The organism is Mucilaginibacter sp. A5337 (assembly GCF_059690695.1).
Map to the genome: position 1 here is coordinate 1,115,454 of NZ_JCAWEC010000001.1, position 24,090 is coordinate 1,139,543.

15 protein-coding genes are annotated in these 24,090 nt (G+C 44.0%); 5 read left to right on the forward strand and 10 right to left on the reverse strand.

Features of this window, described 5'->3' with window-relative positions; translation table 11 throughout:
• Positions 1-11: 11 nt before the first annotated feature.
• The 3 genes from AC59JO_RS04620 to AC59JO_RS04630 all read right to left on the reverse strand — a co-directional run bounded on the left by AC59JO_RS04620 (position 12) and on the right by AC59JO_RS04630 (position 4,448).
• Positions 12-1,370 carry a sugar porter family MFS transporter gene (locus AC59JO_RS04620; protein ID WP_413669409.1) on the reverse strand — a complete coding sequence of 453 codons (1,359 nt, stop codon included), beginning with the start codon at positions 1,368-1,370 and terminating at the stop codon, positions 12-14.
• An 85-nt stretch (positions 1,371-1,455) separates the two neighbouring features.
• Positions 1,456-3,417 carry a glycoside hydrolase family 97 protein gene (locus AC59JO_RS04625; protein WP_497303693.1) on the reverse strand — a complete coding sequence of 654 codons (1,962 nt, stop codon included), beginning with the start codon at positions 3,415-3,417 and terminating at the stop codon, positions 1,456-1,458.
• Complete coding sequence (locus AC59JO_RS04630) at positions 3,414-4,448, reverse strand: aldose epimerase family protein (protein ID WP_497303695.1); 1,035 nt, start codon at positions 4,446-4,448, stop codon at positions 3,414-3,416. The genes AC59JO_RS04625 and AC59JO_RS04630 overlap by 4 nt, the downstream gene beginning before the upstream one ends.
• Positions 4,449-4,677: 229 nt before the next feature.
• On the opposite strand from AC59JO_RS04630, the gene AC59JO_RS04635 reads away from it, so the two are divergent.
• Positions 4,678-5,574: an AraC family transcriptional regulator gene (locus AC59JO_RS04635; RefSeq protein ID WP_413669412.1), complete on the forward strand. Its 897-nt coding sequence runs from the start codon at positions 4,678-4,680 to the stop codon at positions 5,572-5,574.
• Positions 5,575-5,623: 49 nt separating this feature from the next.
• Complete coding sequence (locus AC59JO_RS04640; RefSeq protein ID WP_413671112.1) at positions 5,624-6,160, forward strand: DUF6886 family protein; 537 nt, start codon at positions 5,624-5,626, stop codon at positions 6,158-6,160.
• Between the two features lie 242 nt (positions 6,161-6,402).
• On the opposite strand, the gene AC59JO_RS04645 is transcribed toward AC59JO_RS04640, so the two are convergent.
• From AC59JO_RS04645 to AC59JO_RS04665, 5 genes are all read right to left on the reverse strand, one after another.
• Complete coding sequence (locus AC59JO_RS04645) at positions 6,403-7,614, reverse strand: DUF5000 domain-containing lipoprotein (RefSeq protein ID WP_497303698.1); 1,212 nt, start codon at positions 7,612-7,614, stop codon at positions 6,403-6,405.
• 20 nt (positions 7,615-7,634) lie between these two features.
• On the reverse strand, positions 7,635-8,861 hold the full coding sequence (locus AC59JO_RS04650; RefSeq protein ID WP_497303700.1) for a DUF4959 domain-containing protein: 1,227 nt from the start codon (positions 8,859-8,861) through the stop codon (positions 7,635-7,637).
• 50 nt (positions 8,862-8,911) lie between these two features.
• Positions 8,912-10,831: a RagB/SusD family nutrient uptake outer membrane protein gene (locus AC59JO_RS04655; RefSeq protein ID WP_413669415.1), complete on the reverse strand. Its 1,920-nt coding sequence runs from the start codon at positions 10,829-10,831 to the stop codon at positions 8,912-8,914.
• 20 nt (positions 10,832-10,851) lie between these two features.
• Entirely contained in the window at positions 10,852-14,139 is a 3,288-nt protein-coding gene (locus AC59JO_RS04660) for a SusC/RagA family TonB-linked outer membrane protein (RefSeq protein ID WP_497303703.1), read from the reverse strand.
• A 548-nt stretch (positions 14,140-14,687) separates the two neighbouring features.
• Positions 14,688-17,153, reverse strand: coding sequence for a TonB-dependent receptor (locus AC59JO_RS04665; protein ID WP_497303705.1), 2,466 nt, complete (start codon positions 17,151-17,153; stop codon positions 14,688-14,690).
• A gap of 571 nt (positions 17,154-17,724) precedes the next feature.
• Here AC59JO_RS04665 and AC59JO_RS04670 point away from each other — a divergent pair.
• From AC59JO_RS04670 to AC59JO_RS04680, 3 genes are read left to right on the forward strand one after another with little or no spacing between them, the layout of a single operon-like run.
• Positions 17,725-18,858, forward strand: coding sequence for a sensor histidine kinase (locus AC59JO_RS04670; protein WP_497303707.1), 1,134 nt, complete (start codon positions 17,725-17,727; stop codon positions 18,856-18,858).
• Entirely contained in the window at positions 18,858-19,595 is a 738-nt protein-coding gene (locus AC59JO_RS04675; protein ID WP_497303709.1) for a LytR/AlgR family response regulator transcription factor, read from the forward strand. Before AC59JO_RS04670 ends, AC59JO_RS04675 begins: the two co-directional genes overlap by 1 nt.
• A 41-nt stretch (positions 19,596-19,636) precedes the next feature.
• On the forward strand, positions 19,637-20,059 hold the full coding sequence (locus AC59JO_RS04680; RefSeq protein ID WP_497303711.1) for a DUF1801 domain-containing protein: 423 nt from the start codon (positions 19,637-19,639) through the stop codon (positions 20,057-20,059).
• 31 nt (positions 20,060-20,090) lie between these two features.
• On the opposite strand, the gene AC59JO_RS04685 is transcribed toward AC59JO_RS04680, so the two are convergent.
• Entirely contained in the window at positions 20,091-22,373 is a 2,283-nt protein-coding gene (locus tag AC59JO_RS04685) for a tetratricopeptide repeat-containing sensor histidine kinase (protein WP_497303713.1), read from the reverse strand.
• 221 nt (positions 22,374-22,594) lie between these two features.
• Positions 22,595-24,046, reverse strand: a complete 1,452-nt coding sequence (locus tag AC59JO_RS04690; protein ID WP_497303715.1) for an aminotransferase-like domain-containing protein — start codon at positions 24,044-24,046, stop codon at positions 22,595-22,597.
• Positions 24,047-24,090 lie beyond the last annotated feature (44 nt).

Here is a 24,090-nt window from a genome sequence, read left to right on the forward strand (position 1 = left end):
GCTTACAATTATTAATGTCTTATTAAATTCTCTTCTAACTCTTCAAGGGTTTGGCCTTTGGTTTCTTTCACTTTACGTAGTACAAACAAAAAGCCCAAAAAGCAGATCACCGCATACATATAAAACGGCCCGTAGGTACCCAGCAGCTTAGCCAGTATCGGGAAGGTGAACACCAGTATAAAATAGGCTCCCCACAACGATACAATGGCTACTGTTGATGCCGCGCCGCGGATCTTGTTGGGGAAGATCTCCGAAATAAGCACCCAGGTGATAGGCGCAAGTGAAAGTGCATAGGTGCTGATAGCCAGTAACACAAAAACCGACACCAGTTTAGCCGACAGGTGATTTTGCAGTAGGTAAGCCAATACGATATAAAATATAGATAAACCTAAAGAGCCAATGAGCATTAATGGCTTACGGCCAAGCTTATCAACCTGCCACATTGCCAGCAGCGTAAATACCAGGTTAACGATACCAATAGAAACAGTTTCAAACAGTTGCTGGTTCAAACTTGAACCCACCGAAGCGAAGATGGTTGACGTATAATTAAACACCACGTTAATACCGCAAAACTGCTGAAACACAGCCAGCGTGATACCTATCAGCACCGCAGGGCGTACCGCTTTTTCAAATACCGCGCGGTATGATTGCTTGCCTGTCCCTCCTTTCAATGACTTTTCAATGGCTTCCTGCGTGGCGGTAACAAACTCTTCAGTACCTATTTTATAAAGAACCTTTTCAGCATCTTCATTCCTGCCAACCTTCATGAGCCATCTCGGGCTTTCGGGCAGGAACAATACACCCAGCATAAAAACTACTGCAGGCACGGTACCTAAACCAAACATCCATCGCCAGGCGTTATCGCCGGTATCAGCCAAAAAGTAATTACACAGGTTGGTGATCAGGATACCCAGTACTACCGTAAGCTGATTGATGGCCACGTTACGTCCGCGTACTTTGGCCGGCGAAATCTCGGCAATGTACATGGGGCAAAGCATGGATGCCATCCCTACGCCAACGCCGGCTGCAAAGCGCATGGTAATAAAATAGGCAAGCCAGGTTGAAACCGAAATAGCCAATGATGACACTGCGAAGATAAACGCGGCAATCATCAGGCCCGGCTTGCGGCCAAATTTTTCGGCAATGCTGCCGGCAATGATACAGCCCACAATACAGCCCAGCGCCAGTGAGCCGGTCAGGAATCCCTCCCAAACCGGATCAAGCGCAAACTCTTTACGGAGGAATGGTAATGCACCCGATATTACAGCAAAATCAAAGCCGAACAGGTAGCCGCCCAGCGCCGATATAAAGGAAATCCCTATAATATAGCTGCTATTAAACTTAACTTCTTTTTTTAAATCAGTAATCATTTGTTATTGGTTAGCTTCTTCTTAGTATAAATCTACTTTTATTTAGGTCTATATTTATTTGCTTTAAGCCTTCGGCTTTCAGCTCTTACCTCCCGTGCAGGTGAACAACCGCGCCGCCACCCGGTGCCAGTTTCAGGTTTAGTTTGGTTGATCGGTTTACGGTGATGGTTTTATGCTCGTATTTTTCAGCGTTTTTATCTGCATCGGCAGCATCACTGTACAGGTCGGCAGTATAGCTAACTCCGGCAGGCAGGAATGAGAAATCAACATTGACGTCCCTTGCATCCCAGTTGGTCATGGCACCAATGTACCAGTCGCTACCCGTCTTTTTTGCTATCGCGATGTATTCGCCTACTTTGGCATCCAGTGGTTTGGTTTCATCGAAAACAGTTGGTACTGCCGATAAATAAGCTTCGATATCCGGGTACTTTTCGTACTCGGTTGGCGAATCGCAAAACACAGCCAGCGGCTGATCAAATACCACAAACATGGCCAGCTCATGGCAGCGGGTGCCTTGTGTTGAAGGTAGTCCCTCAGCTATTGGCTTAAAAGTATCTTTTGATTTATTGCGCATAGATCCCGGCGTATAATCCAGCGGACCACCCAGCATCCTGATAAAAGGGAACGTAGTATGATGAACGGGATTGGTGGTAAAATCCCACTTTGAACATTCCTGCCCGCGCACTGCCTCATAGTTAACAATATTTGGATAAGTGCGCTGCAAACCGGTTGGTTTTGAGCAACCATGAAAATCAACCATTAAATGCCTTTTAGCAGCCCCTTCGGCAATTACCTGCAGCCATTTGATAGCCTGCTGATCGTCCCGGTCAAAAAAATCGACTTTAATACCAACCGCGCCAATTTCTTTCAGATAATCCAGATTGGCATCCAGGTCTTTCAACAAAGGTGCAGCCACGCACCATACAAAAATGCCTACGTGTTTTTCATTAGCATGCTGAATTACTGCCCGGATATCGGTTTTTTGAAGACGTTTTTTAACATCGTAATTGTCGCTCCAGCCGGCATCTATCATCATGTATTCCAAATGATTTTTGGCAGCGAAATCGGTGTAAAAATTATACAACTGCGTACTACGGTTTTCCATACCCGATGGAATTGGCGCACCGGGCAGGATAGCATCATGCCACCACTCCCAGGCCGCTTTGCCGGGTTTTATCCATGCTGTATTTTCCAATACCGATGGCTTCGAGAGCTTATAAATGAGCTGGTTGTTTAATAAAGTTTTATCATCGTCAGTAGCGATGAGCACGCGCCACGGGTATTCTTTTTTACCGGGTTCTTTGGCGATATAATTTTCGCGCGAGGTTACTACCGAAACAAAATCGCCCCAACTACCCATTTTGGTCGTGGCCGGATAGCCAGCCCATTCGCCTGTGATATTGCCGTTTTTCTTTTTAACGTACATGCCGGGGTAATCAAACAGGTCGGCCTCTGCAATAACCAGCTTTACGCCGTTATGGTAAGTGTATAAAGCCGGGGTGATGGCATGTTTATCTTCTTTTACTTCGCTGATGGATTTGTATTGGTTATAAGCCAGTTCCCAGGCGGTGTAATTGTCGGTTTCGGCAATAGTTGTGCCGGGCGCACCCTTCAGGTTAAAACCGGCCTGCTCGCTCATTACTTTCACCGAATCTTTTAAATCGGTAACAAAACGGTAAGCAACACCTTCGTTATAAGCGCGGATAAGCAGTTTATAATTCCCTGCAAAACTGATAACCAATTCGTTATAATTATCGGTAAGTACAGCAGCCTTGCCATACAGCGGGCGGATGGTTTTATTTACTGTTGATGGTTTGGTACTTAATACTTTGGTATTTGCACCAAGGGTAGTTTTATCCAGCTTAAGGCCAATGGCCGATGGCGAGATCAGCTGGTTATTTTTATAAGTCAATGAATAGCTGATGCTGTCATTTACCTTAAGCTCCAGTTTCAGGTTATTATCGGGCGATTTAACTGTGTAGGTTTGCGCCGATGCCGCAAGGGCAAAAGCAGATAGCATAGAAAATATCAGGGCGTGTTTTTTCATATAGTGCCGAACTTGTATAAAATGCTTTGATCGTAAACATCGCCTGCCTGTAATGTGGCCTGCGGAAAATTGGGATGATTAATGCTATCCGGATAATGCTGGCATTCCAGGCAAAGTGCATCGAACGGTTTTGCCGGTTTGCCGGTATGGTTTGGCGATATGCTGCTCAGGTAATCGCCTGTGTACAGAAACACGCCGGGATAATCGGTATAAACTTTGAGCGTACGGCCCGATTCTTCGTCGGTTAAAAGAGCGGCACAAGCCAGTTTGTTCTCTTCCGCTTCCGTATCGATGATATAAAACAGGTTAAGCCCTTCAACCCGACTTTCATCTATCTTAAATTTATCACTTAACTTGTTATTACTGAAAGCCTTTTGCCGGGCAGGAATAATAGCTCCGCTTGGCGTATAATCCTCGTACGAATCCACAATATACTCCGACGATATGGTGAGCTTATGGTTATAGATCTTACTCTTAAATGCCGACAAATTAAAATAGGCATGATTGGTAAAATTAGCTATGGTAGTTTTATCGGTAGCGGCTTTATAATTGATCAACAGCTCATTATCATCGCTCCAGGTGTAGGTAACGGTAAGTTCCAATGTACCGGGATAACCACCATCCCCATCAGGGCTGGTCAGCGTCATGATCACGCCATTACCAATAGCTTCGGCAGCGAATACGCGATAGTTAAAGCCGCTTTTGCCTGCATGATTGGAGTTTTTACCGTCGTTGGTATCCAGATAATAGATCCTGCCATCCAACTTGAACCGCGCATTGCTGATGCGGTTGGCGTAACGGCCAATAGTTGAGCCTACATAACAGGTATCGTTTAAATATCCATCCAGATCAGGGAAGCCCACCACTACATTTCCAAGCTGTTGCTGCTTGTCGGGCACCACAATGGATACAATGGCTGCACCATAATTGGTAAGCTCAACATAAGCCCCGTTTTCGTTTTCGATCCTGAAAAGAAAAACATCGGCGCCGTAAAGTTGCCCCCATAAGCTGGATGAAGTTTTAACAGCCATGCGTGTATTGATATTTAAATTGGTACCTCATGTATTTATCTGTCGTTAAACAGGCGATTACCTGTTTTAGTCGCTAATTGGTTTTGGTAAACCTACTATGAAACAGCGGTTAAAAAAATGGATATTTTTCAAAAAGTGATGGATAATCCTATCATCAATACATAGTTTTCGAAAACTTGCTTTGATCAAAAAAATAAATACCTTTAAGCACCAATTATGCTGTAATGTTATGAATGCGATAGCCGAGCCCAAAAAGCGGATCAAAGAAGGCTTTATAGGTCAAAAAATGATCGTATTGCCGCCAAACATTAAAAAATCCATCACCAACAATGCTTTGATCAAGGGCTTTTACCTTACCGCCATAGGCTATTACCCAAAGGCTGCCTATCATGACCGGGAGCGCCGCACCGGCAGCAATGAATATATTTTACTTTACTGCATTGATGGAGAAGGCTATGTTTATTTAGGCGGGCAGGACCACATCCTTAAACCCAATACTTTTTTCATCATTCCGCGTAACGTTGCGCATCGTTACAAAAGCTCCGAAACCAATCCCTGGAGTATTTACTGGGTGCATTTCAGCGGCTTAAATTCGCAACTCATTTATGAGCGCTCGCTCGAGAACGGGCAGCCCGTGGTGCAATCCGTTCCGTATGATAGCAGCCGGATTAAGCTTTATGAGCAGATCTACGCCGTGCTTGAACACAGCTATCATGAAAAGGAAATGGAGATCGTAAATATCAACCTGCTCAATTTCATCTCTTCGTTGGTATACTACAAACAAACAAACCCGGTTGATTATGATAACGATTTTGTGAGCAATTCTATCGCTTACATGAAAAAGCATATCAGCCAAAAGTTTGAGGTAATGCATTTGGCTAAGCAGCAGGGCATTTCGGCATCGCATTATTTGCGATTGTTCAAACAAAAAACAGGTTCATCGCCCATTAACTATTTTAACCTGCTCAAGATCCAGGCTTCATGCCAGTATCTCTATTTTACCGACAGGAGTATCAAGGAGATCTGCTCAGATCTGGGCTTTGACGATCCTTATTATTTTTCAAGATTGTTTACCAAGTTGATTAGTATGTCGCCATCAAAATACCGGAAAACACATAAGCGGTAATTAGGCTATTTACAACTTACGAAGTTTTAAAAACTTCGTAAGTTTGGCTATGCACCTGCACCCGCCCAAACCCCGACTTTTCCATATCAGCGAACAGCCCGGCATCAGCATATTTACTCCCCGCCCTTCCCCATCGCATTTTGATAATATTACAGGTAATCTTGTTTTTGCTATAAACGATCAGTTGCTGCACAATTACCTGTTGCCCCGCGATTGTCCGAGGGTAACGTTTTATGCAGGAGCTAATACTACTGACGCAGATAAGCAAAGGTTCATGGGTAATACAACGGCCAGTCATGTTGTTGCTGTGGAAAGCGGCTGGTATCAGCGGATCAAAGAAACGACACTATACTGCTATGAGTTTTTATCTGACGATTTTGTGTTGATAGATGAATGCGCAGGCTATTACGTATCCTATAAACCGGCTTTGCCAATAGCGGTTACCGTTATTGATGATATCATGGCCGCGTTGTTAAGCAGAAATATTGAACTGCGGTTTATGCCATCTTTAATTTGTATTGCGGAGGCAGTCCGCGATTCCAGCCTGCAGTTTTCATTGATCAGGATGCGGAATGCGAAGGGATAGCTTCCTTAAAAAATTGTCATTTCGAAACGAGGAACGAGTGAGAAATCTTATACTCCCTATTGAGCGACTATGCTAATCGGATGCCTGGCGTATAAGATTTCTCTTTCGCCCCTGCGCTCACTCTGCCCCTGCTCAGTCGAAATGACATCTTTTATAAAGCCTCCGTCCCCCCTTAAAACCACAAATCCCGCTGCTTCAATTGAAACAACGGGAAATTGCCATTATTAAACCAAACCAAGTTTTTATTTATCCACTTTGTACATCGTTAGTTCTATGAGATGGAAGTAATTTGTTCCGCCCCAGGTTTCCAGTACTTTGAACCTGATATAACGGTAGGCAGGCAAGTCGGCAGGGAAGTTGAACGGCTCGCCGGCTGCGGCAAAGTCGGCATCAGCCTGGGTGGTTTGCCCTGTTGGCAAGCCTGATGGCTTAACCGAGGTAAAGCTTGCCAGTTTTGTCCAACTGCCATAACTACCATCCGCACCTGGGCTGTTGCTGCCGTAGATCTCGAAGCGTTTAGGATTGCCATAATTATACAAGGCTGAAGTACGCTGCCAGATCTTCATTTTAGCCAGCGATGCCTGCTGCCCCATATCAAACGTAAACCATTGCGGCATGCTTGTTCCCGGTGTATGGAAGCCCGGTTCATTGGTGCTCTTATCCCACAGGTAATAAGTTTCCCAGCCGTATGCCGACGGAATATCGGTAGGCAAATTATAGGCTTTAAACAATGATTTGTCGCACTCTACTATCCCATAGATCTTTGGAAAATCATCAAAAGCTGCGGTATTGAACACATCAACCGCATCAGCCGTTGGTTTGTATGATGACCGGTACTGGATAGCTGTTCCCAGTTTAAGATCGGTCAATGTTATCCCGCTACTATCTACACTAAGTTCTTTTGTTGCCTCGGCACCAGCCGTGTTGGTGTATTTGATAGTGGTTGAAACGTTACCGGTATCGGCCTTAATAAAAAACAACCTCACCGAGCCATTATCATTTACCTGGAATGGATTAGCCGTATTATATGAACGGTTTAACAAGGCCGACTGATAGGCCGCGCCATAAACACGCACATTGTTAATATCCTGTCCAACTGATGAATTGCCCGCATTATCCCTCGCTACCAACCTGAAGCTGTATACATACTCCTTTAAATTGGGGATGGATACGCTGATGGAATCAGCGGGGCTATGGCTTGTGGCATCAACTATTACCGAGTCGGTGGCATTGTTCCAGGTGATCTTATAGTTTTTAATACTCGGGTCGGGGCTTGGGTGCCAAACCAGCACCGCCCTTAAATTACCGGGATGGAAAGTTACTTTGCTGGCCAAACCCGGATAAGTTACCTCATGGTTATCTAAAAACGCCTTATAGTCCTTATCGTACTTTTTACAGGCAAATATTGCAATACTCGCCAAAAAGAAAGCAGCTATACTGTATCTGATCTTCATGTCTTTAATTTTTAATTGTATTACAATGGGTTGCCATATAATGAGATCTCCAGCGCATTCACATAATCCAAACCGCCCCAGGTTTGTGTACATTCCAACCTGATGAATTTAGTAGCAGGCACGTTGATGTTAATCTTGAAGTTTACACCCGCGGCCACAAAAGCCAGATCGGAAGCGTTAGCCTGGTTGGGCGGCAAGCCCGACGGCGGGTTAGGATAAGTAAAGTTGCCCAGGTTAACCCAGTCGCCGGACACCGTGCCGGGAGCCGAATTTTTAGGCAGCACCGAATCCTTGGGCGAATCGCTGATGGTGCCCCATAAGGTAAGCTGCCTGATGTTCTGGTAACCGAATATCCCGCTTAACCTTTCCCATAAAACAAAACGGCTTAGTTTGGCATTTACACCCAAGGCAAAAGTGCCCTGTTTGGTAGGCGCGCTCAGCGTATGCCAACCAGGTTCGCCGGTGTTACCGTCAAACAGGTATTTAAACTCCCAACCGTAACCAATAGGGCTGTCGCTATCCAGGTGATAGGTGTAAAACTTGCTCTTATCCAGCAGGGTTTCAAACAGCGGCGTTAGCGTTTTATAAACCGTATCCGACACATTGCCAAACCTATCGGTAGTGTACACACCAAATTTTTGGGGCTTAGCATCGAACCCGCGTACTGAAAAATTCACCGAATCGGTATTGATATACTGCGGGTCCTGCTCGTCATATTTATTGGTTTTATCATTTAACGATAGCACATGCACGGCAATTGGCACTTTATTAGGGTTTAAGCCGAAGAAATTGGCGCCGCCAAAATCGGGAGTAATATCCAGGTTATCATTGATGAGCAAATAGTTGGGCGTTTTAGGACTCACCTTTACCACAACCGGCTCTGATTTAACGTTGGCGCGGCTTACCGCATACAGGGTAACTTCATAATCTTTTGCCCTCGCAAAACCATCAACTGTAATGGTATCTGTATAATAGCTGGCCTTGGTTTCCCTGGTTGTTTTATCATTAATGTTATAACTGGCTAAAACGTACAGCAGGTTTTTGGAATTGGGCAGCGTATAGGTAAGCCTTGCCGCGCCATTTAAATTCTCAACCTTTACATTGGTGACCACGCCGGGCTTAGTAGTATCATTGGATACCACCTCGATGTTTGATTCGCCCTTTTTACAGGAAACGATAAGCATGATCAGCAAAACCGGCATAAGCATTAAACCGGTGAGCCATCTGCGGTTATTAATCTTTTTCATAATTTATATTTCTATATTAATTATTTAATCTTTTCAGTAAACAGATGCTCCTACCAGTAAGGATTTTGGGTAAGGTTATTATTCACTATCAGATCATTAGTACTGATAGGCCATAAATAATCTTTGATACCAAATACCGGCTGTATGATGGTTTGCGGGCGATAATAGTTAACCGCGGTACCCTCATAAATATTCCATCCCTGGATGGGCTTGCTCAGCACATCCTGTAGTTCTTTCCAGCGGCGAAGGTCCCAGCCGCTTTGTGCTTCAAAACAAAGCTCGATCCGGCGTTCCTGGTGAATGATGGCCCTTAAACCATCTTTTGAGCCTGGTTTGGATGGGTTTTTCGAGTAATTGCTCCATGATGCCTGCACACCATCTAAACCTGCTCTTGCACGTACCCTGTCAATGTATGAGTAAACCTCGGCTGTTGGGCCCTGCACCTCGTTCAGCGCTTCGGCATATAACAGGTATAAACCTGACAGGCGCATTACCGGTAAATGATAGTTTTCGGTAGTGAAGATGTTGTCATAAACCGACAGGTAATTGGCCAGCTTTTTAGGCCAGTAACCGGTGATATTGGTAGCGCTGATACTTTTAGGACCGGCCAAGGCATAAGGGCCGCGGGCCTGCACATAATAAGCAGTACTTTCGTCGCGTTTACCGTTACCAAACCAGATACCACCATCAAAACCGATATCGGCATAAAACCTCAATTCGCGGTTAAAGTGGGCTTTGGCGGTTTCGTAGCCGCTCATGATAAGCGGTGCACTTGAGTCATCGCCTGTTTGCGTGGAATTACGATTAGTATAATCCCAGGTTTTATCCTCGTTGATCGGCACGCCTTTGTCAGTATAAAACAGATCGGCAGTTTGGATAGGCACTGCAAAAGTACCGGGGTTGGTTGATGCCAAACCTACTGCCGCCGAAGTCATCCTTGGGATAGTGAAATTCTGGTAAGTAAAGCCATAATTCATCGCCCAGATCAGCTCGGGATTTTGCTCCCATTTTTCGGTGATATCATTTTGCAGGGTTAAAACCTTTTTCAGCTTGTCGGATACATTGCCTACGCCAACAGTTGGCGGCGTAGTATATAGCTTAAGCCCTTGCGCTTCGCATTCGGTTATCGCTGCTTTACAGGCATCGGCAGCTTTTTGCCATTTACCTGCATCATAAGTGGTTGAAAACAGGTTTTTACCATCATGGTCTTTAAAGCCGGCATAATCAGGGTTACCGTTAAACAGCGGACTTGCAGCCGTGGTCAGGATCTCGGCTTTAACAGATAAGGCGATAAATTTGGTGATCCGCCCAAATTCGGTAGCCTGGTTATCAATAACCGGCGGCAGGTCGGGAATAGCCTCATCAAGCAATGACACCACATATTCAAAGCCTTCATCAACTGATGAGCGTTTACGTTTCACTTCCTCGGCCGATGCATTGATCGGAAAATTTTCCTTGATCAGCAGCATAGGGCCGTACATGCGGATGAGGTAATAGTGATAGTATGCTTTGAGGAATTTGGTTTCGGCAATCCATCTTTTCTTTTCGGATGCACTCAGGTCTATGGGTTTATCAATGTTTTCCAGCATGATATTACATCTTCTCAATGCCTGAAAAATTGCCAGACCACCGTTGGCACCATCCCAATAGTTGAGGCTTACATTTGAATTACTTTGCAAGCCGCGGATCAGGTTAAACCCTGCCTCATTAAAGTAATGATCGTTCAGTGTATTGGGGTACACGATCTCTGACGAATATACAAAACCCGGGTTGTTCACCACATCGTTTAAATGCTGCATGGTTGAGTAGCAGGTAAACAGGTAATCTTCCGCTTCGTTACGGTTACGGAAGGTATAGTCTATCGTGGCCACATTATCAGGAGTGATATCCAGGTATTTTTTGCACGACTGGCCCACGGTAACCAAGGCGGCCAGCATAACAATTTTATAATATGATCTTAAATTTTTCATCTTTCTAAATCCGTTTACGGTTATAAATTCACGTTTAAGCCCAGGTTAAACACCTTTTGTATCGGATAAGCAAAGCCGTTACCGCCCTGCTCAGGGTCCCACATTTTGAAGGGGCTCCAGGTAAGCAGGTTAAGGCCGTTAAAGTAAATGCGGCAATTGGTAAGGTGCATTGCTTTTGATATATTTTTTGGCAGCGTGTAACCTATCTCAACCGATTTAAGCCTCATGAAACTGCCATCGCGCAACCACCAGGTACTTGGCTGTAAATTGTTAAGCACTGTAGTGGAGGTAGTGCCCAAACGCGGATATAAGGCGTATAAGTCCTGGTGCTCCTCACTCCAATGGCTATCGGCAAAAGCCTGCAGCACCTGGGTATTGCCGTAGATGTAGGCGTCGTTACTCGGGATGAATGGGCTAACCTTGTTTGGATCGATAAAGAACGATACCCTTGCCTGCCCCTGGAAGAAGGCCGAAAGGTCGAACCCTTTGTACCCGGTTGAGAAACCGAAGCCGTAAACAATTTCAGGGGTTTGCGGATAGCCTAAAAAGGTTTGGTCGAGGTAGTCGATCTTACCATCGCCGTTCAGGTCGCGGTATTTGATATCGCCGCCTTGTGGCAGGATACCGTTTGTGCCGTTAGCGCTGAAGATCTGTGTTGGCGAGTTGCGGGCTTCCTGATCGTCAACAAACAAACGTTCGGCAATGTAACCATAACCGCGGCTTATCGGCTGACCGATAAAGTGCCTCCATGACTCTTTATAATCGGGCTCTTCAATGTATTTGTACCTGTTGGTTGAGTAGGTGAAGTTACCGCGGATAGATGCCCAGGCGCCATTGCTGAAGCTCTGCTTATAATCGAGCGACAGATCGACACCTTTTGAATTTACCTTACCCAGGTTGGCACTGGTTGTTGATTCCAAACCTTCGCTGGTTGGGGTATTGGTACGTTCCTGTAAAATATTGTAGCGGTTGTTGCGGTAAAACTCGGCCACTACGTTGAAGTTTTTCAGGAAGGTAGCCTCAATAGCGATATTGGTTTGTTTTGATGTTTCCCAGGTAACATCAGGGTTAGCATAGTTATTAATGAACACACCTTTACGCTCGTATTGGTTGTTGATACCAAACTGGGCATAGTTAGGCCCTGAGTTAAGGGTAACATCCGACTGGTAGAAGAACCTTTGATTGCCAATAGCATCGTTACCCACCAAACCGTAGCTGGCGCGGATCTTTAAACGATCAAGAATATTAGGGTTCCAGAATTTTTCGTTTGATACCACCCATGAACCGCCAATGGTTGGGAAGAAACCGTAACGGTGATTTGCAGAAAAACGTTCCGAACCGTTATAACCAAAGTTAGTTTCGATGAAATACCTGCTCAGGTATGAGTAAGTTAACCTGCCTGCCAAACCTAAGTTGCGGAAAGGCAACGAATACGGCAAGGTGGTAGTACCCGTTTTGGGATCTTTGGCGCTTGAGTAAAGCGTTTGCTGAGCGGTACCAATTAAGGTTGAGCTGATGTTGTGACCTTTACCAAAAGGCTTGTTATACTCCAGTGCTGTTTGCAGGTAGAAGAAAGTATTGGCATTAGGCTCATTACGGCTGTAATTCAGGTATTCGGTTGCTACGTTATTACCGGTTGGCTGTGGATTAAGCCAGGTTAAAGTGTACTGGTTGCTATCCTTATCGTAGCTACCTACGTTATAATAAAAAGGCGAGTAAGCCAGCTGCGAATCAAAGTATGAATACCTGTTGGTATTGAAAATGCTTTTAAACTTTAAACCATCGGTAATAAACTTCAAATCCTGGTTTAACTCAAACTGGGCCGACATTCTTGACTCTGATGAGTTTTTATGGCCCCTTAACAAAGCAGCATATGGGTTATTATATTGGATGCTGTTGCTGGTAGTACCTGATGCCAAACCAACGTTACCGAACAGGATGTGCTGCGCATTGGCATTGGCGGCATCCGGCTCAAAATACGCCGGAAACAAAACCGGGCTGGTATGAATCGCTACATTGTAAAGATCAGACGCGAAAGAACCATCGGATGTAATAGGGCCATTATACTCGCTGAACGTGCCCGATAATCTTACGATAACCTCGGTGGTTTTGGTTAGGTTCACGTTTACGTTTGAACGTAGCTGGTAATTTTTGAACTTAACGTTGTTGTTATTGTTGTTACGGATATCTTCGCGTAAAACGCCATTATCAATATTATATGAACCGGCTATGTAATACCGTGCAGTTGGGCCGCCACCGCTAACGCTTAAATCATTACGCTGTGTGGTGGCTCTTTTTTTGAATAACAAGTTCAACCAATCCACGGCAGGGTAAACATATGGGTTACTGCCCAGTGTGTGGTTAATGGTGTTAATAGTATTGTTTATTTTAGTTTGAGGGAATGGAAGTGGCAACGATGGATCACGCGTTAACGAAGCCTCGTTGTATAGGTTCATGTACTGAATAGGATCAACGAGTTGCGGTGTTTGTGTTGATTGCGAAGAAGAAAACTCTGAGCGGAAATTGACTTTGGCCGGGCCTTGTTTACCCTCTTTGGTGGCAACCAAAATTACACCGTTTGCACCACGTGCACCGTAAAGCGCGGTAGCACTTGCATCCTTCAATATTGAGAAGCTGGCAATGTCATCAACATTTAACCGGGCAAGGTCGTTGGTTGAAAGCTCCACGTTATCTATCAAAATCAAGGGGTCACGTTTGTAGCCAAAAGTGGTTACCCCCCTGATGAAGAACGAGGCATTGTCCTGCCCCGGCTGCCCGCTGCGCTGATAGGCTATGATACCTGCTGCCTGGCCTGCAAGTGCGTTGGTAAGGTTACTTGCCGGTATTTTCAACTCGCCGGGTTTGATACTGGTAACCGAACCTACCAGGGCTTCCTTGCGTTCCTTTTTACCAAAGGCGGTTACTACCACCTCTTCGGCAAGGAGTTTTTGTTCTTTCAGTCTGATCGTAAAGTGCTGGTTATCGGCGGTAACTACAATATGCTGGTCGATGAAACCAACAAATGAGATCTTAAGACTGGTACCGGCTGCTACTTCAAGTACAAACCGGCCGTTTACATCGGAGGTGGTACCTACGTTCTTCAGGTTTTCGGCAGTAATGTTGGCGCCGGGAATTTTTACGCCAAGGGTATCGGTCACCTGCCCAATAACAGTGATCCTGTTTTGCGCATGTATATTCATGGCAAAACAGGATAATATCAAAAGCATTAATAACCGACCAATGAAAAGATAGCTTTGCTGCCTGCCTCTTTTCACAGGAAATTGATCGCAACTGTAAAATGGTTTCATAAAATTGGGTTCATATAAATTATTTAGGGTTAGCCAGATTTTTAAAAATCAAATTTTCGGTCGCTGAAGTCCATAGCATTTCCATGCCGGGTTACCTTAACCAAGGATTAAATAGTTAAGCGACCAACACTAACGGGGAATTAAATAATAGCTAATAATATCATTTGGCCGAAATGGCATAATGAACTGCCGGACTTATTCAGCTTTGGTAAATTTTAATTGTAGCAACGACAGTTTCGCCGTATTAAGGAAGTAGAGCTTCTTTTCATAATTTTTTGCGTTTGATTCTATTAATTGGTTTTGTAAATGTATACGAGTATCGCAAAATTTAAAATGGATAAAACATATAAAAAGATGGATAATATTATCAGCACAAACACTCCTATTCGAAGTGAATTACAGGCATTTATGACATCTTTTTAAACAGACCTATCAAACTGAACCGGTAGGCTTTGACGGCATTAAAGCTCATGGCATTGAAAGAAAAAAGGCCGCTACGCGGCCTTAACAAAATGAACACTACTGATTTTTACTATTGCAAAAACCTTTTAGTTACCCCGAAGCCGCTCACGCTCTTCCTTTGAACCATTTTCCTGATTACTCCGGTTTGCCGATCCGGTACCTCCAAACGACTTTGTATAAGTAAGCTTGATCACCGGGAAACGCCTTGTTTCGGTATTGATTACCACATGGCTTTTTATGTCAAAAGCCTCGCGCGTAAGCGTGCCGTAGCGTACATGTATCTGCGAAGCGCTAAACACATCGGCCACCGCTAATTGCAGACTGCCGCCGTTATTTTTCAGATCTTTTTTGATGCCGGCATTGATCACCCCAAAACCATCAACCCGTATGGTGCTGTTGTATGACAGGGAGTTATATTCTCCCGACACCTCTGCCGAAAAGCTATTGGGCAACTTAAACAGCTGGTTAAAGTTGAAGGAATAACCGAAGTATGATTTAGTTAGGGGATTCAAAGTATAATCTTCCTTAAACTGACGCAGCCCGCCTACAAAGCTATAGGTCATTTCCCACCAGTTACCTACTTTAACCGGCGCATTAACCTGGAAGGTAAGATAGTTTTGGTATGGTAAATTTTGAGGAGAGATAAACAGGATGTCATGCGCAGGGCTTTCGCTGAGCTGATAACGGGCAATGGCGTTATCATCCCGGCTGTAAAGCAGGGAAAAGCTATAATCGCCATAATTATAACCCAGTTTTATGTTATTGGTGATGGTTGATTTAAGAAAAGGGTTACCGGTGTAAACAGCCGTAGGATCACTATAGGCAAAGTACGAAGCCAGGTCATCATATGATGGCCGGGCGATCCTTTTGGTGTAAGATAATTGCAGCTCCGAACGATCACTTAGTTTTTGAGTAAAAAGTACAGTTGGGAACAGCTTGCCCAGTTTGCGGTTCACGATATTGCTGCCGGTTTGCGGGTTATCCATATTGGTGTATGAATATTCATAACGCGCGCCGGTATTCAGGCTTGTACCTTTACTCAGTTGCCAGTTGAGGGAAAGATAAGCTGCGCCGATATCCTCTTTCATGTAAATATTGGCAGCGGTTTGCATGTTACGTTCCCAAGCCCCATTATTAAAACTTTCGATACCTGATGAACTGGAGCTGCCGGTATGTGTGCCCTTAATACCGGTTTCCAGCTTCAGCAAAGGCGATAGCTGGTTGGTATAATCGGTTTTAAACACACCTACTTTGATAGTGGTATTGGCAAATCCACGTTGCTGCTGGGCACTTACGCTGTTATTGGCGTACACCTGCTCGCCATGTTTATTTACAAAGGAAGTATTAACCACGGTTGGGCCATCGCTGCTGTAATGGATATAATCGCCCTCCATGCTGATCTTCTCCCCTTCTTTCAGCACCCGTTCAATATTAATTGAACTTGTGAGGTTACTGAGGCGGTCGTTACCGTTGATATGCCCAATATACCTGAGCAATGAATCGGGCAGGATGTTGTACCCGGCATTACTGTAAGTATAATTTGGCGAATGGATATTGTTATAGCTTACATTACCGCTCAGTGTGGTTTTGGCATCCAATTTAATATCCGCACCGAAATTGGCATTATGATTATTGCTGATCCGTTTTGTTTTGGTGTAAAATTCAACCTCGGCATTACCGCCGATGAAGGGCATGTACTGGCTGCCGGTGATGAAAAGATCGGTATAGGTCCGGTCGTGCTGGAAAGTGTAGGAACCATACAGGTTAACATTTTTGGTGTTATGATTGAGGTTGAAACTGGCCGTTCCTTTTTCGCCCATGCCGTAGCCGCCTGTTAAGGAATATGAACCGTTGGTACCCTGCTTTTTGCTTTTCTTCATTACTATGTTGATGATCCCGGCGCTGCCTTCGGCATCATATCCGGCGGGCGGCGTACTCAGCAGTTCTATCTTTTCGATATTATCGGCACTGGTACCGTTAAGCAGGTTCGTAACCTGTGCCAGCGGCATGCGCACCAGCTTGCCGTTTATCATAATCGTAGCACCGCTTTTCCCGTTTAATAAGATACCATTGTCCCGGTGATCAATGGCCACCCCTGGCGACCGCTCTAACACCTCCAAAGCGGTGCTGCCTTTGGTAAGCACACTGTTCTCCACATTCACTACCAACCCATCGCTTCGCTGCTGATACAGTGGCTTGCCGGCCCTTACCACTACTTCTCCTAATTGCCGGGTATCTTCTTTCATCACAATAACGGCAAGGTATTTTGCCTCCTTGTTTCCGCTGATTTTAAAAGGAGACGAAGACCAGGTTTGATAACCCATACTGCTTAATTTAAGGCGATAATTGCCGGCGGGTACATCTGCAATGCTATAAGCGCCCTCTTCGGTGGTGAGCATACTTTTAACTGATGATGAATCTGCCGCTTTGATAAGCGATACGGTTACATATGCTAAAGGCTGGCCATTGGCTGTAGTTACCCGACCTGATACCTGCGCTTTTACAACCTGCAAAAGGCAAATAAATAACAGACTGATGCTTAAAGTTTTCATATGCTTTCATAACCTTTTTAGCGGTTATGAAAGCAAATAAAAAACGGTTCGCGAACTTTAAAAAACTTCAGTGATGAGCAGCTGCGGATAATTGACGAGATACACAAAAACAGCCTAATCCACTTAAAACCAAAACCATATTAGCTTTTTTACCATTTATAAGTTAAGCGTTGCATTTGGTCAATTATTTGTGCCGGTTGGTATAATGACGGTGCATAAATCAGGGCAATTGCTGTATCTTTAGGTATGATGTTGGAAATCATTATATAAAAAACGTCATTGCGAGGAACGAAGCAATCTCCGATGAGCAGAGCCGCTCTGTATAGTTTGGGATTGCTTCGTTCCTCGCAATGACGCATTTTTGAACGCATCCCCGAGGTATCATGGCGTATAGTCGACTCACCCGGTCTACGCTTCGCTGGACCACCCTCTCTCCGGCTACGCCGCAAAGAGGGTAAAAAATTTAGAACCTCCTCTTTCCGCAAAGCGGGGAGAGGGGTGACGAGCGCAGCGATGTCGGGGTGAGTCAATACCATGGCTGAGATGTAATATCTCCTCAATTAAAGAAAAAATGAACAGGCTATCAGTAGATACATTAAACCAAAACTGGCTGTTTAAATACAAGCTGTACCATATCCCGTTTTGGTGTGTGTACCATTATTTTTGGTTCACTATTGCAGTAGCTAACCCCGTAGCTGCAGCTAAATCCATGTTCTTTTCGGCATACAGTGTCAAGATCCTGGCTTACGTTATTTTCCAGGCCCTGTCGGTGTATTTTAACCTTTACTTTTTAATGCCTCGATTCATGAAAAAAGGTCACCTTACCCAATATGTAATTTACCTTTCACTAACCGTTATCTGCGCATCATCCCTTATTAATGGCGGTTATTATTTAAGCGCCTTTTTCGCGGGCTGCTCGGTTAAAAAAATGTTCGGGGTTGAACCTTCCGACTTCGCATCATTTTATAATACGTCGTTCCCGTCTACCGTGGCCAGCATGACTTTGGGCATGAGCATCAAACTCACTAAAAACTGGCTGCAAACCCAGCATCGCCAGCAACTGCTCGAAAAAGAAAAACTGGAAACCGAACTTAAATTCCTGAAATACCAGTTTAACCCCCACTTCCTGTTCAACAGTATCAACTCCATATTTTTCCTCATCCATAAAAATCCGGGCGTGGCATCAGCTTCGCTGGCTAAGTTTTCAGAACTACTGCGGTATCAGCTTTATGAATGTAATGACCATCAGATTCCGTTAGGAAAAGAAGTCACCTATCTCGAAAACTTTATCGAACTGGAAAAATTGCGGCAAAATAATAATGTACACGTCTCTTTTGAGACAGATGAACAGATGCCAGGACATTTAGGCATAGCCCCCTTTATCCTCATGACCTTTGTAGAAAATGCTTTTAAGCATGTATCAAAAGATGCAGAATATTCCAATTGGATTGATATCAAGCTGAAGCTGACAAACAACCAGCTTGATTTTTATGTTGCCAACAGCGCATCCAATGAGCCGGAAACCGAAGCGGTGAATTATGGCGGCATCGGCCTTAAAAATGCAAAACGCAGGCTCGATCTGATCTATCCTGAGCTGCATAAGTTGGAAATCCAAAATACTGATAACCGGTTTGAGGTGCACCTCCAATTAACCCTGGCCGAACTGGAACAACCGGCTGCAACCCTACAAATGGCTTCCCTATGATGAACTGCGTAATAATTGATGATGAACCATTGGCCCGCGAAGGGTTAGCCAGCTATGTACGCGAGGTCGATTTTTTGAACCTGACAGGTACCTGCGAGAATCCGATCGAACTGATCAAACTGCTTGACCATCAGTCCATCGACCTGATATTTTTGGATATCCAGATGCCGAAGATGAACGGGATCGATTTTTTAAAGATCATGCAGAAGCCTCCCATGGTGATCATCACCACAGCCTATCCAAGCTATGCGCTCGAAGGTTTCCAGCTCAATGTGCTTGATTACTTGCTGAAACCCATTACGTTCGATCGCTTTTTTAAATCGGCTAATAAGGCTAAAGATTATCACCGCTTGCTTAACAATTCGGCCCAGCCGGGCGCGCCTAAAACGGATGCCGATGAGGGTTACTTCTTCATCAAATGTGGCAACAAGTATGAAAAGATCTATTTTGATGAGATCCTGTACGTTGAGGGCATGCAAAACTATGTGACCATTTTTACCACCAAAGGCAAATACATTACGCTGCTCAATCTCAAAAGTTTGGAGCAAAATTTAGATAGTAAATTGTTTATCCGCGTACATAAATCCTACATAGTATCAACCGGTAAAATTGAAGGTATTGAGGGGAACGATATTTTTATCGGGCAGCACCGGATCCCCATCAGCCGCAATTATCGCGAGCAGGTGATACAGCAGGTTGTTGCCAACAAACTATGGGATAAAATAAAATTTTCGTGATATATTTATGTCAGTTTTAAACCTTTATCCAGCATAAAGTCATGGCCAAAAACACCAACAAAACCACCGAAACCATAGCTAGTGTAAGCGATTTCATTAACACCATTGCCGATGAAACCAAACGCGCCGACAGTTTTAAGCTGACTGAATTGATGGAAGAGGCCAGCAGCCATAAAGCCAAAATGTGGGGGCCGGCCATAGTAGGCTTTGGCAGCTATCACTACAAATATGAAAGCGGCCGCGAAGGTGATGCCCCGCTCATTGCTTTTTCACCTCGCAAAAGTTCCCTTACCCTTTATCTTCCCAGCTTTGAAAGCAAAGAGCAACTACTGCAAAAATTAGGAAAGCACAAGCAAAGCGGCGGCTGCACACATATTGTAAAACTAACCGATGTGGATACCGGTGTGTTAATGCAGTTGCTTAACGAATCATTTAAACACGCCGAAACAACGCATTGTAAATAACACAGCTTTAAATCATCTTTGCCACAAAAGCTTAGTCGGATTCAAAGGCGGTTTTACTCCGGACCTCTTCTATTTGAAACTCAATAGCAATAGTTACCCCTGTTAAACCTTTAATATTAAACGAGCCGCCCAACTGTTTACTTAGTGCCTTCATCATTTCCATACCCAATGAGGTGGCCTTTTTAAAATCAAAATTATCAGGCAAGCCTTTGCCATTATCGGCAATGGTTAATAACACACTGTTATTATTAATGCGATGTAAGCTTATATTAATAATTCCCCCGCAATCAGGGAAAGCGTATTTTATGGCGTTTGTGACAGCTTCATTAACTATAAGACCAAAAGGCACAGCCTGGGTAAGATCAAGTTCAATAGGATCAATTAGTAATTCGAAGCGGATACGGCCTTTCTCGGTATCAAAACAATCCCTGAGATTATTGACCAGATCGGCCACGTAGATTGGCATCTTTATGGCGGCCACGCTATTTGAACTGTATAATTTTTGGTGGATAAGCGCTATGGCACTAACACGGTTCTGACTTTCGGTTATTACTTCCAAAGCCGCGGCGTTATTTTGCAGATATGCAGATTGTGTGCTTAACAGGCTCATTACAATTTGCAGATTATTTTTCACCCTATGATGCACCTCTTTCAACAGCCACTCTTTTTCGGTCAGTAATCTTTCCTGTTTGCTGTTGAGTTGTTGCAGCGCATGGTTTTGCTTGTTAATCTCATCTCGCTGAGCCTGCAACTGCATATTTACATGTTGTTTTAACCTGTAACGGTTATATCCAACAGCAAGGAGCAAAGCAAGCATGCACGACCCTCCAATAAACATATTGCGGCTTGTTTGTGCTGCAACCACCTGGCTATGCTGCAATTGCTCTTTATTTTTAAGTAACTGGATGTCTTTAGCCTGCAATTGCAAATCGTTATTCTTTTTTTCGGTTTCAAACTCTATTTGCAAAAAGGCGGTATGTTTATCATTTGCGAATCGGTAATTGGAGTCAACAAGCATTTTATAGCGTTGGTAATGCTTAATGGCACTTGCGTATTTACCGAGTCCCGAATCGGCTTTAAACCAATACAACTGATTTTGCGCTAAAAAGGGCAACAGTTTTCCATTCTTTAAAGCGTCTTCATTTTTTTGCAGGTATACATAGGCTTTCTGGTATTCTCCTGTTGCTACATGATAGCTTATATGGCTCCTGTAAATTTCAGTTATTTGATTACCTGCATCTTTAATTAGAAGATCCATTTTATCCAGGTAAACTTTAGCCATCTTGTACTGCTTCAGCTGAATATACACCAGGCAGTAGACGTAATACATCTCTATTTTTTTATCCGGATTATTAATTAAAGAGGCGTAGTTATTAAGCACTTTCAGTTTGCTTAAAGCAGCAACGGGCTGCTCAAGTTTATAATAGGCCATCGCCTCGTTACCTGTAATAACCACAATAGAAACAGAATCATTGTACTTTTTCGCGACGGTAATGGCTTTGTCAAAATAAATCAGGGCCTGGTTCCATTTACGTAATGTATAGTATGATAATGCGAAACGATTATAAATAGTACACATTTGCAGGGAGTTATCCTTTCGGGCTTCGGCCAACCTGATAGCCATAAGTTCATATTTCAGGGCATTATCAGCGTCGCCCAGATAAGTTAAATCGGTACCAAGCAAATCATATAAACCCTGAAGGTCTTTAAAACCAATACTGTTATATAAGTTAAGCGCGGCACGGAGGTTCTTCAGCGACTCTTCGTATTTTCCCTGTACCGTTAACAAGTCGCCAAGATCTGTCATAGTTGTTGCTGCCCGCTCTGTTATGCCTGCCTTCAAAAAAATATCGATAGCTTTTTTATAATAGGCTATTTTTTTATCCAGATCCGTTCCGTCATTGCTAAAGCGCTGTCCGATGATAACGTACGCTTCGGCTATACCGGGTAAATCGTTTATACTTTTAAATAATGCAAAACCTTTTTGCGCCAGGCTTTCCCCGCCGTTGTGATCGCCTTTTTTGTTACTAATCATAGCCGCCATTAATGCGGTATGTCCCTGGCCTTTAATATCATTGAGCTGAATGCTTAATTGTTCGGCCTGTTTCATAAAACGATAAGAGCTATCAATCTCTTTTGACCCTGCGCCCGATTTAAGCAGGATAACCCGGCTCAAAGCAAGCAATAGTTTTACCTTTCCGGTATCGGCCTTACTTTTTTGAACCTGTGTTAATAAAGTTGTTGAGGATTGAGCATTTATATTGCCTGTAATAAATAAAGCTGCAAAGCATAACAGCAAAAGTTTAAATTTCATGATAAAGGGGGATTGCTTATGATACTTCAGTTACTACCTGAACAGCACACTACAAAAACACAAAGCATTAATATAGAGAAAATTAACTATTTACCTGTATTAATAACAATAATAATCCAAAACTAAAAACAAAAGGCAGATAACCTAAAATTATCCGCCTTCAAATTACGGGCTCCGCCCGTAAATCCTTAATACATTTTTATCAAATAGCTGTATATATCTTATCGAAAAACTAAACTGCTCACTAATTTCCCTAATACCTTAAAACTCTCCTCCACAACATCATCAAAAGCTAAACCGAAACTAATGCGGATAAAATTGTTAAAACGGCCGTCTATACTAAAGATCTGGCCGGGGGCTATACTGATGTTATGCTCCATGGCTAATTGATAAAGCTCAAAGGCATTAACCTTTCTATCCAGCTCAACCCAAAGGGCATAACCGCCTTGCGGTCGGCTTATTTTGGTTCCTGGCGGAAAATGCGTTGCTATGGCGTGCGTATACCGAAGGCATTGGGTATACAGCGCTTTACGCAAATGCCTCATGTGCAGGTCGTATCTTCCGGTTTCAAAAAAATGACCGATTGCTGCCTGCGTAGGTGTTGCTGATGCTATAGAATGCATCATTTTGATATTTAATATTTGCTCTTTAAACCTTGCCGGTGGTATACACCAGCCCACCCTGTACCCCGGTGCAATTGACTTGGAAACCGACGAGCAAAGGATCACCAACCCTTCTTTATCATAACTTTTGCAGGTACGCGGACGGCTTTTGCCAAAATAAATCTCACCATAAATATCGTCCTCAATTAAAGGCACCTGTCTTTTGGCAAGCATACTCACCAACTGCAGCTTGCGCTTGTCTGTCATGCAAACACCTATGGGGTTGCTGAAATTGGTAACAAACAGGCATACTTTTACAGGCTCTTCATCCATAGCCCGTTCCAGGTATTCCAGATCGAGGCCGGTATCCGGGTTAACGGGAATCTCTAATACTTTCAGGTCAAGGCTCAGCATCACATTGAAAATACCAAAGTAAGTGGGGCTTTCAATAGCTATGGTATCGCCGGGTTTGGTAAGCGCCCGCAGGCAAAATATCAGCGCTTCCAGGCAGCCTTGCGTGGTCACAACATCATCTTCAGTAATATTACCTCCCCAGTTAAAGGCATTTTTGGCAACCTGTTTGCGCAAAGAGATATTACCCTGCGGGTTTTCATAAGTGATATTACCAGAGGGGCTATTACGGATAGACTCCATCATAGATTTGCTGAGCTTGGCCAGCGGGATCAAACTTAACGGCGGCGATGAGCGCGAAAGCTGCAGCACGCTGTCTTCAGACATGTTGCGGTAAACCATGGCTATCATTTCGGCAACGCTGGCGTCCCCTGCTTTTTTTACCGGTAGCTTTGCCTCGGGCACACTCGTAAAACGTGCCGGCAGGTATTTTACATAATAGCCAGATTTAGTACGGGCTTCAATCAGCCCCATATTCTCCAGCTCAACATAAGCTTTATAGGCGGTACTGAGACTAATGCCTTGCTCCTGGCTTAGCATCCTTACAGATGACAGCTTATCACCAGACTTAAGCAGGTTTTGTTTGATCTGCTTTTCAATGCGGGAGGCTATCTGAGCATATAAGAAATCATGATCTGTGCTAACTGCCGGGCTTTCCATACAAAAATCTGTTATGCTCAAAATTAATAAAACTGCATCTGTTT

Excerpts from the sequence above, each read along its gene's own strand:
- AC59JO_RS04620 (WP_413669409.1), bottom strand. The coding sequence starts at position 1,370 with ATGATTACTGATTTAAAAAAAGAAGTTAAGTTTAATAGCAGCTATATT.
- AC59JO_RS04625 (WP_497303693.1), bottom strand. The coding sequence starts at position 3,417 with ATGAAAAAACACGCCCTGATATTTTCTATGCTATCTGCTTTTGCCCTT.
- AC59JO_RS04630 (WP_497303695.1), bottom strand. The coding sequence starts at position 4,448 with ATGGCTGTTAAAACTTCATCCAGCTTATGGGGGCAACTTTACGGCGCC.
- AC59JO_RS04635 (WP_413669412.1), top strand. The coding sequence starts at position 4,678 with ATGAATGCGATAGCCGAGCCCAAAAAGCGGATCAAAGAAGGCTTTATA.
- AC59JO_RS04640 (WP_413671112.1), top strand. The coding sequence starts at position 5,624 with ATGCACCTGCACCCGCCCAAACCCCGACTTTTCCATATCAGCGAACAG.
- AC59JO_RS04645 (WP_497303698.1), bottom strand. The coding sequence starts at position 7,614 with ATGAAGATCAGATACAGTATAGCTGCTTTCTTTTTGGCGAGTATTGCA.
- AC59JO_RS04650 (WP_497303700.1), bottom strand. The coding sequence starts at position 8,861 with ATGAAAAAGATTAATAACCGCAGATGGCTCACCGGTTTAATGCTTATG.
- AC59JO_RS04655 (WP_413669415.1), bottom strand. The coding sequence starts at position 10,831 with ATGAAAAATTTAAGATCATATTATAAAATTGTTATGCTGGCCGCCTTG.
- AC59JO_RS04660 (WP_497303703.1), bottom strand. The coding sequence starts at position 14,139 with ATGAAACCATTTTACAGTTGCGATCAATTTCCTGTGAAAAGAGGCAGG.
- AC59JO_RS04665 (WP_497303705.1), bottom strand. The coding sequence starts at position 17,153 with ATGAAAACTTTAAGCATCAGTCTGTTATTTATTTGCCTTTTGCAGGTT.
- AC59JO_RS04670 (WP_497303707.1), top strand. The coding sequence starts at position 17,725 with ATGAACAGGCTATCAGTAGATACATTAAACCAAAACTGGCTGTTTAAA.
- AC59JO_RS04675 (WP_497303709.1), top strand. The coding sequence starts at position 18,858 with ATGAACTGCGTAATAATTGATGATGAACCATTGGCCCGCGAAGGGTTA.
- AC59JO_RS04680 (WP_497303711.1), top strand. The coding sequence starts at position 19,637 with ATGGCCAAAAACACCAACAAAACCACCGAAACCATAGCTAGTGTAAGC.
- AC59JO_RS04685 (WP_497303713.1), bottom strand. The coding sequence starts at position 22,373 with ATGAAATTTAAACTTTTGCTGTTATGCTTTGCAGCTTTATTTATTACA.
- AC59JO_RS04690 (WP_497303715.1), bottom strand. The coding sequence starts at position 24,046 with ATGGAAAGCCCGGCAGTTAGCACAGATCATGATTTCTTATATGCTCAG.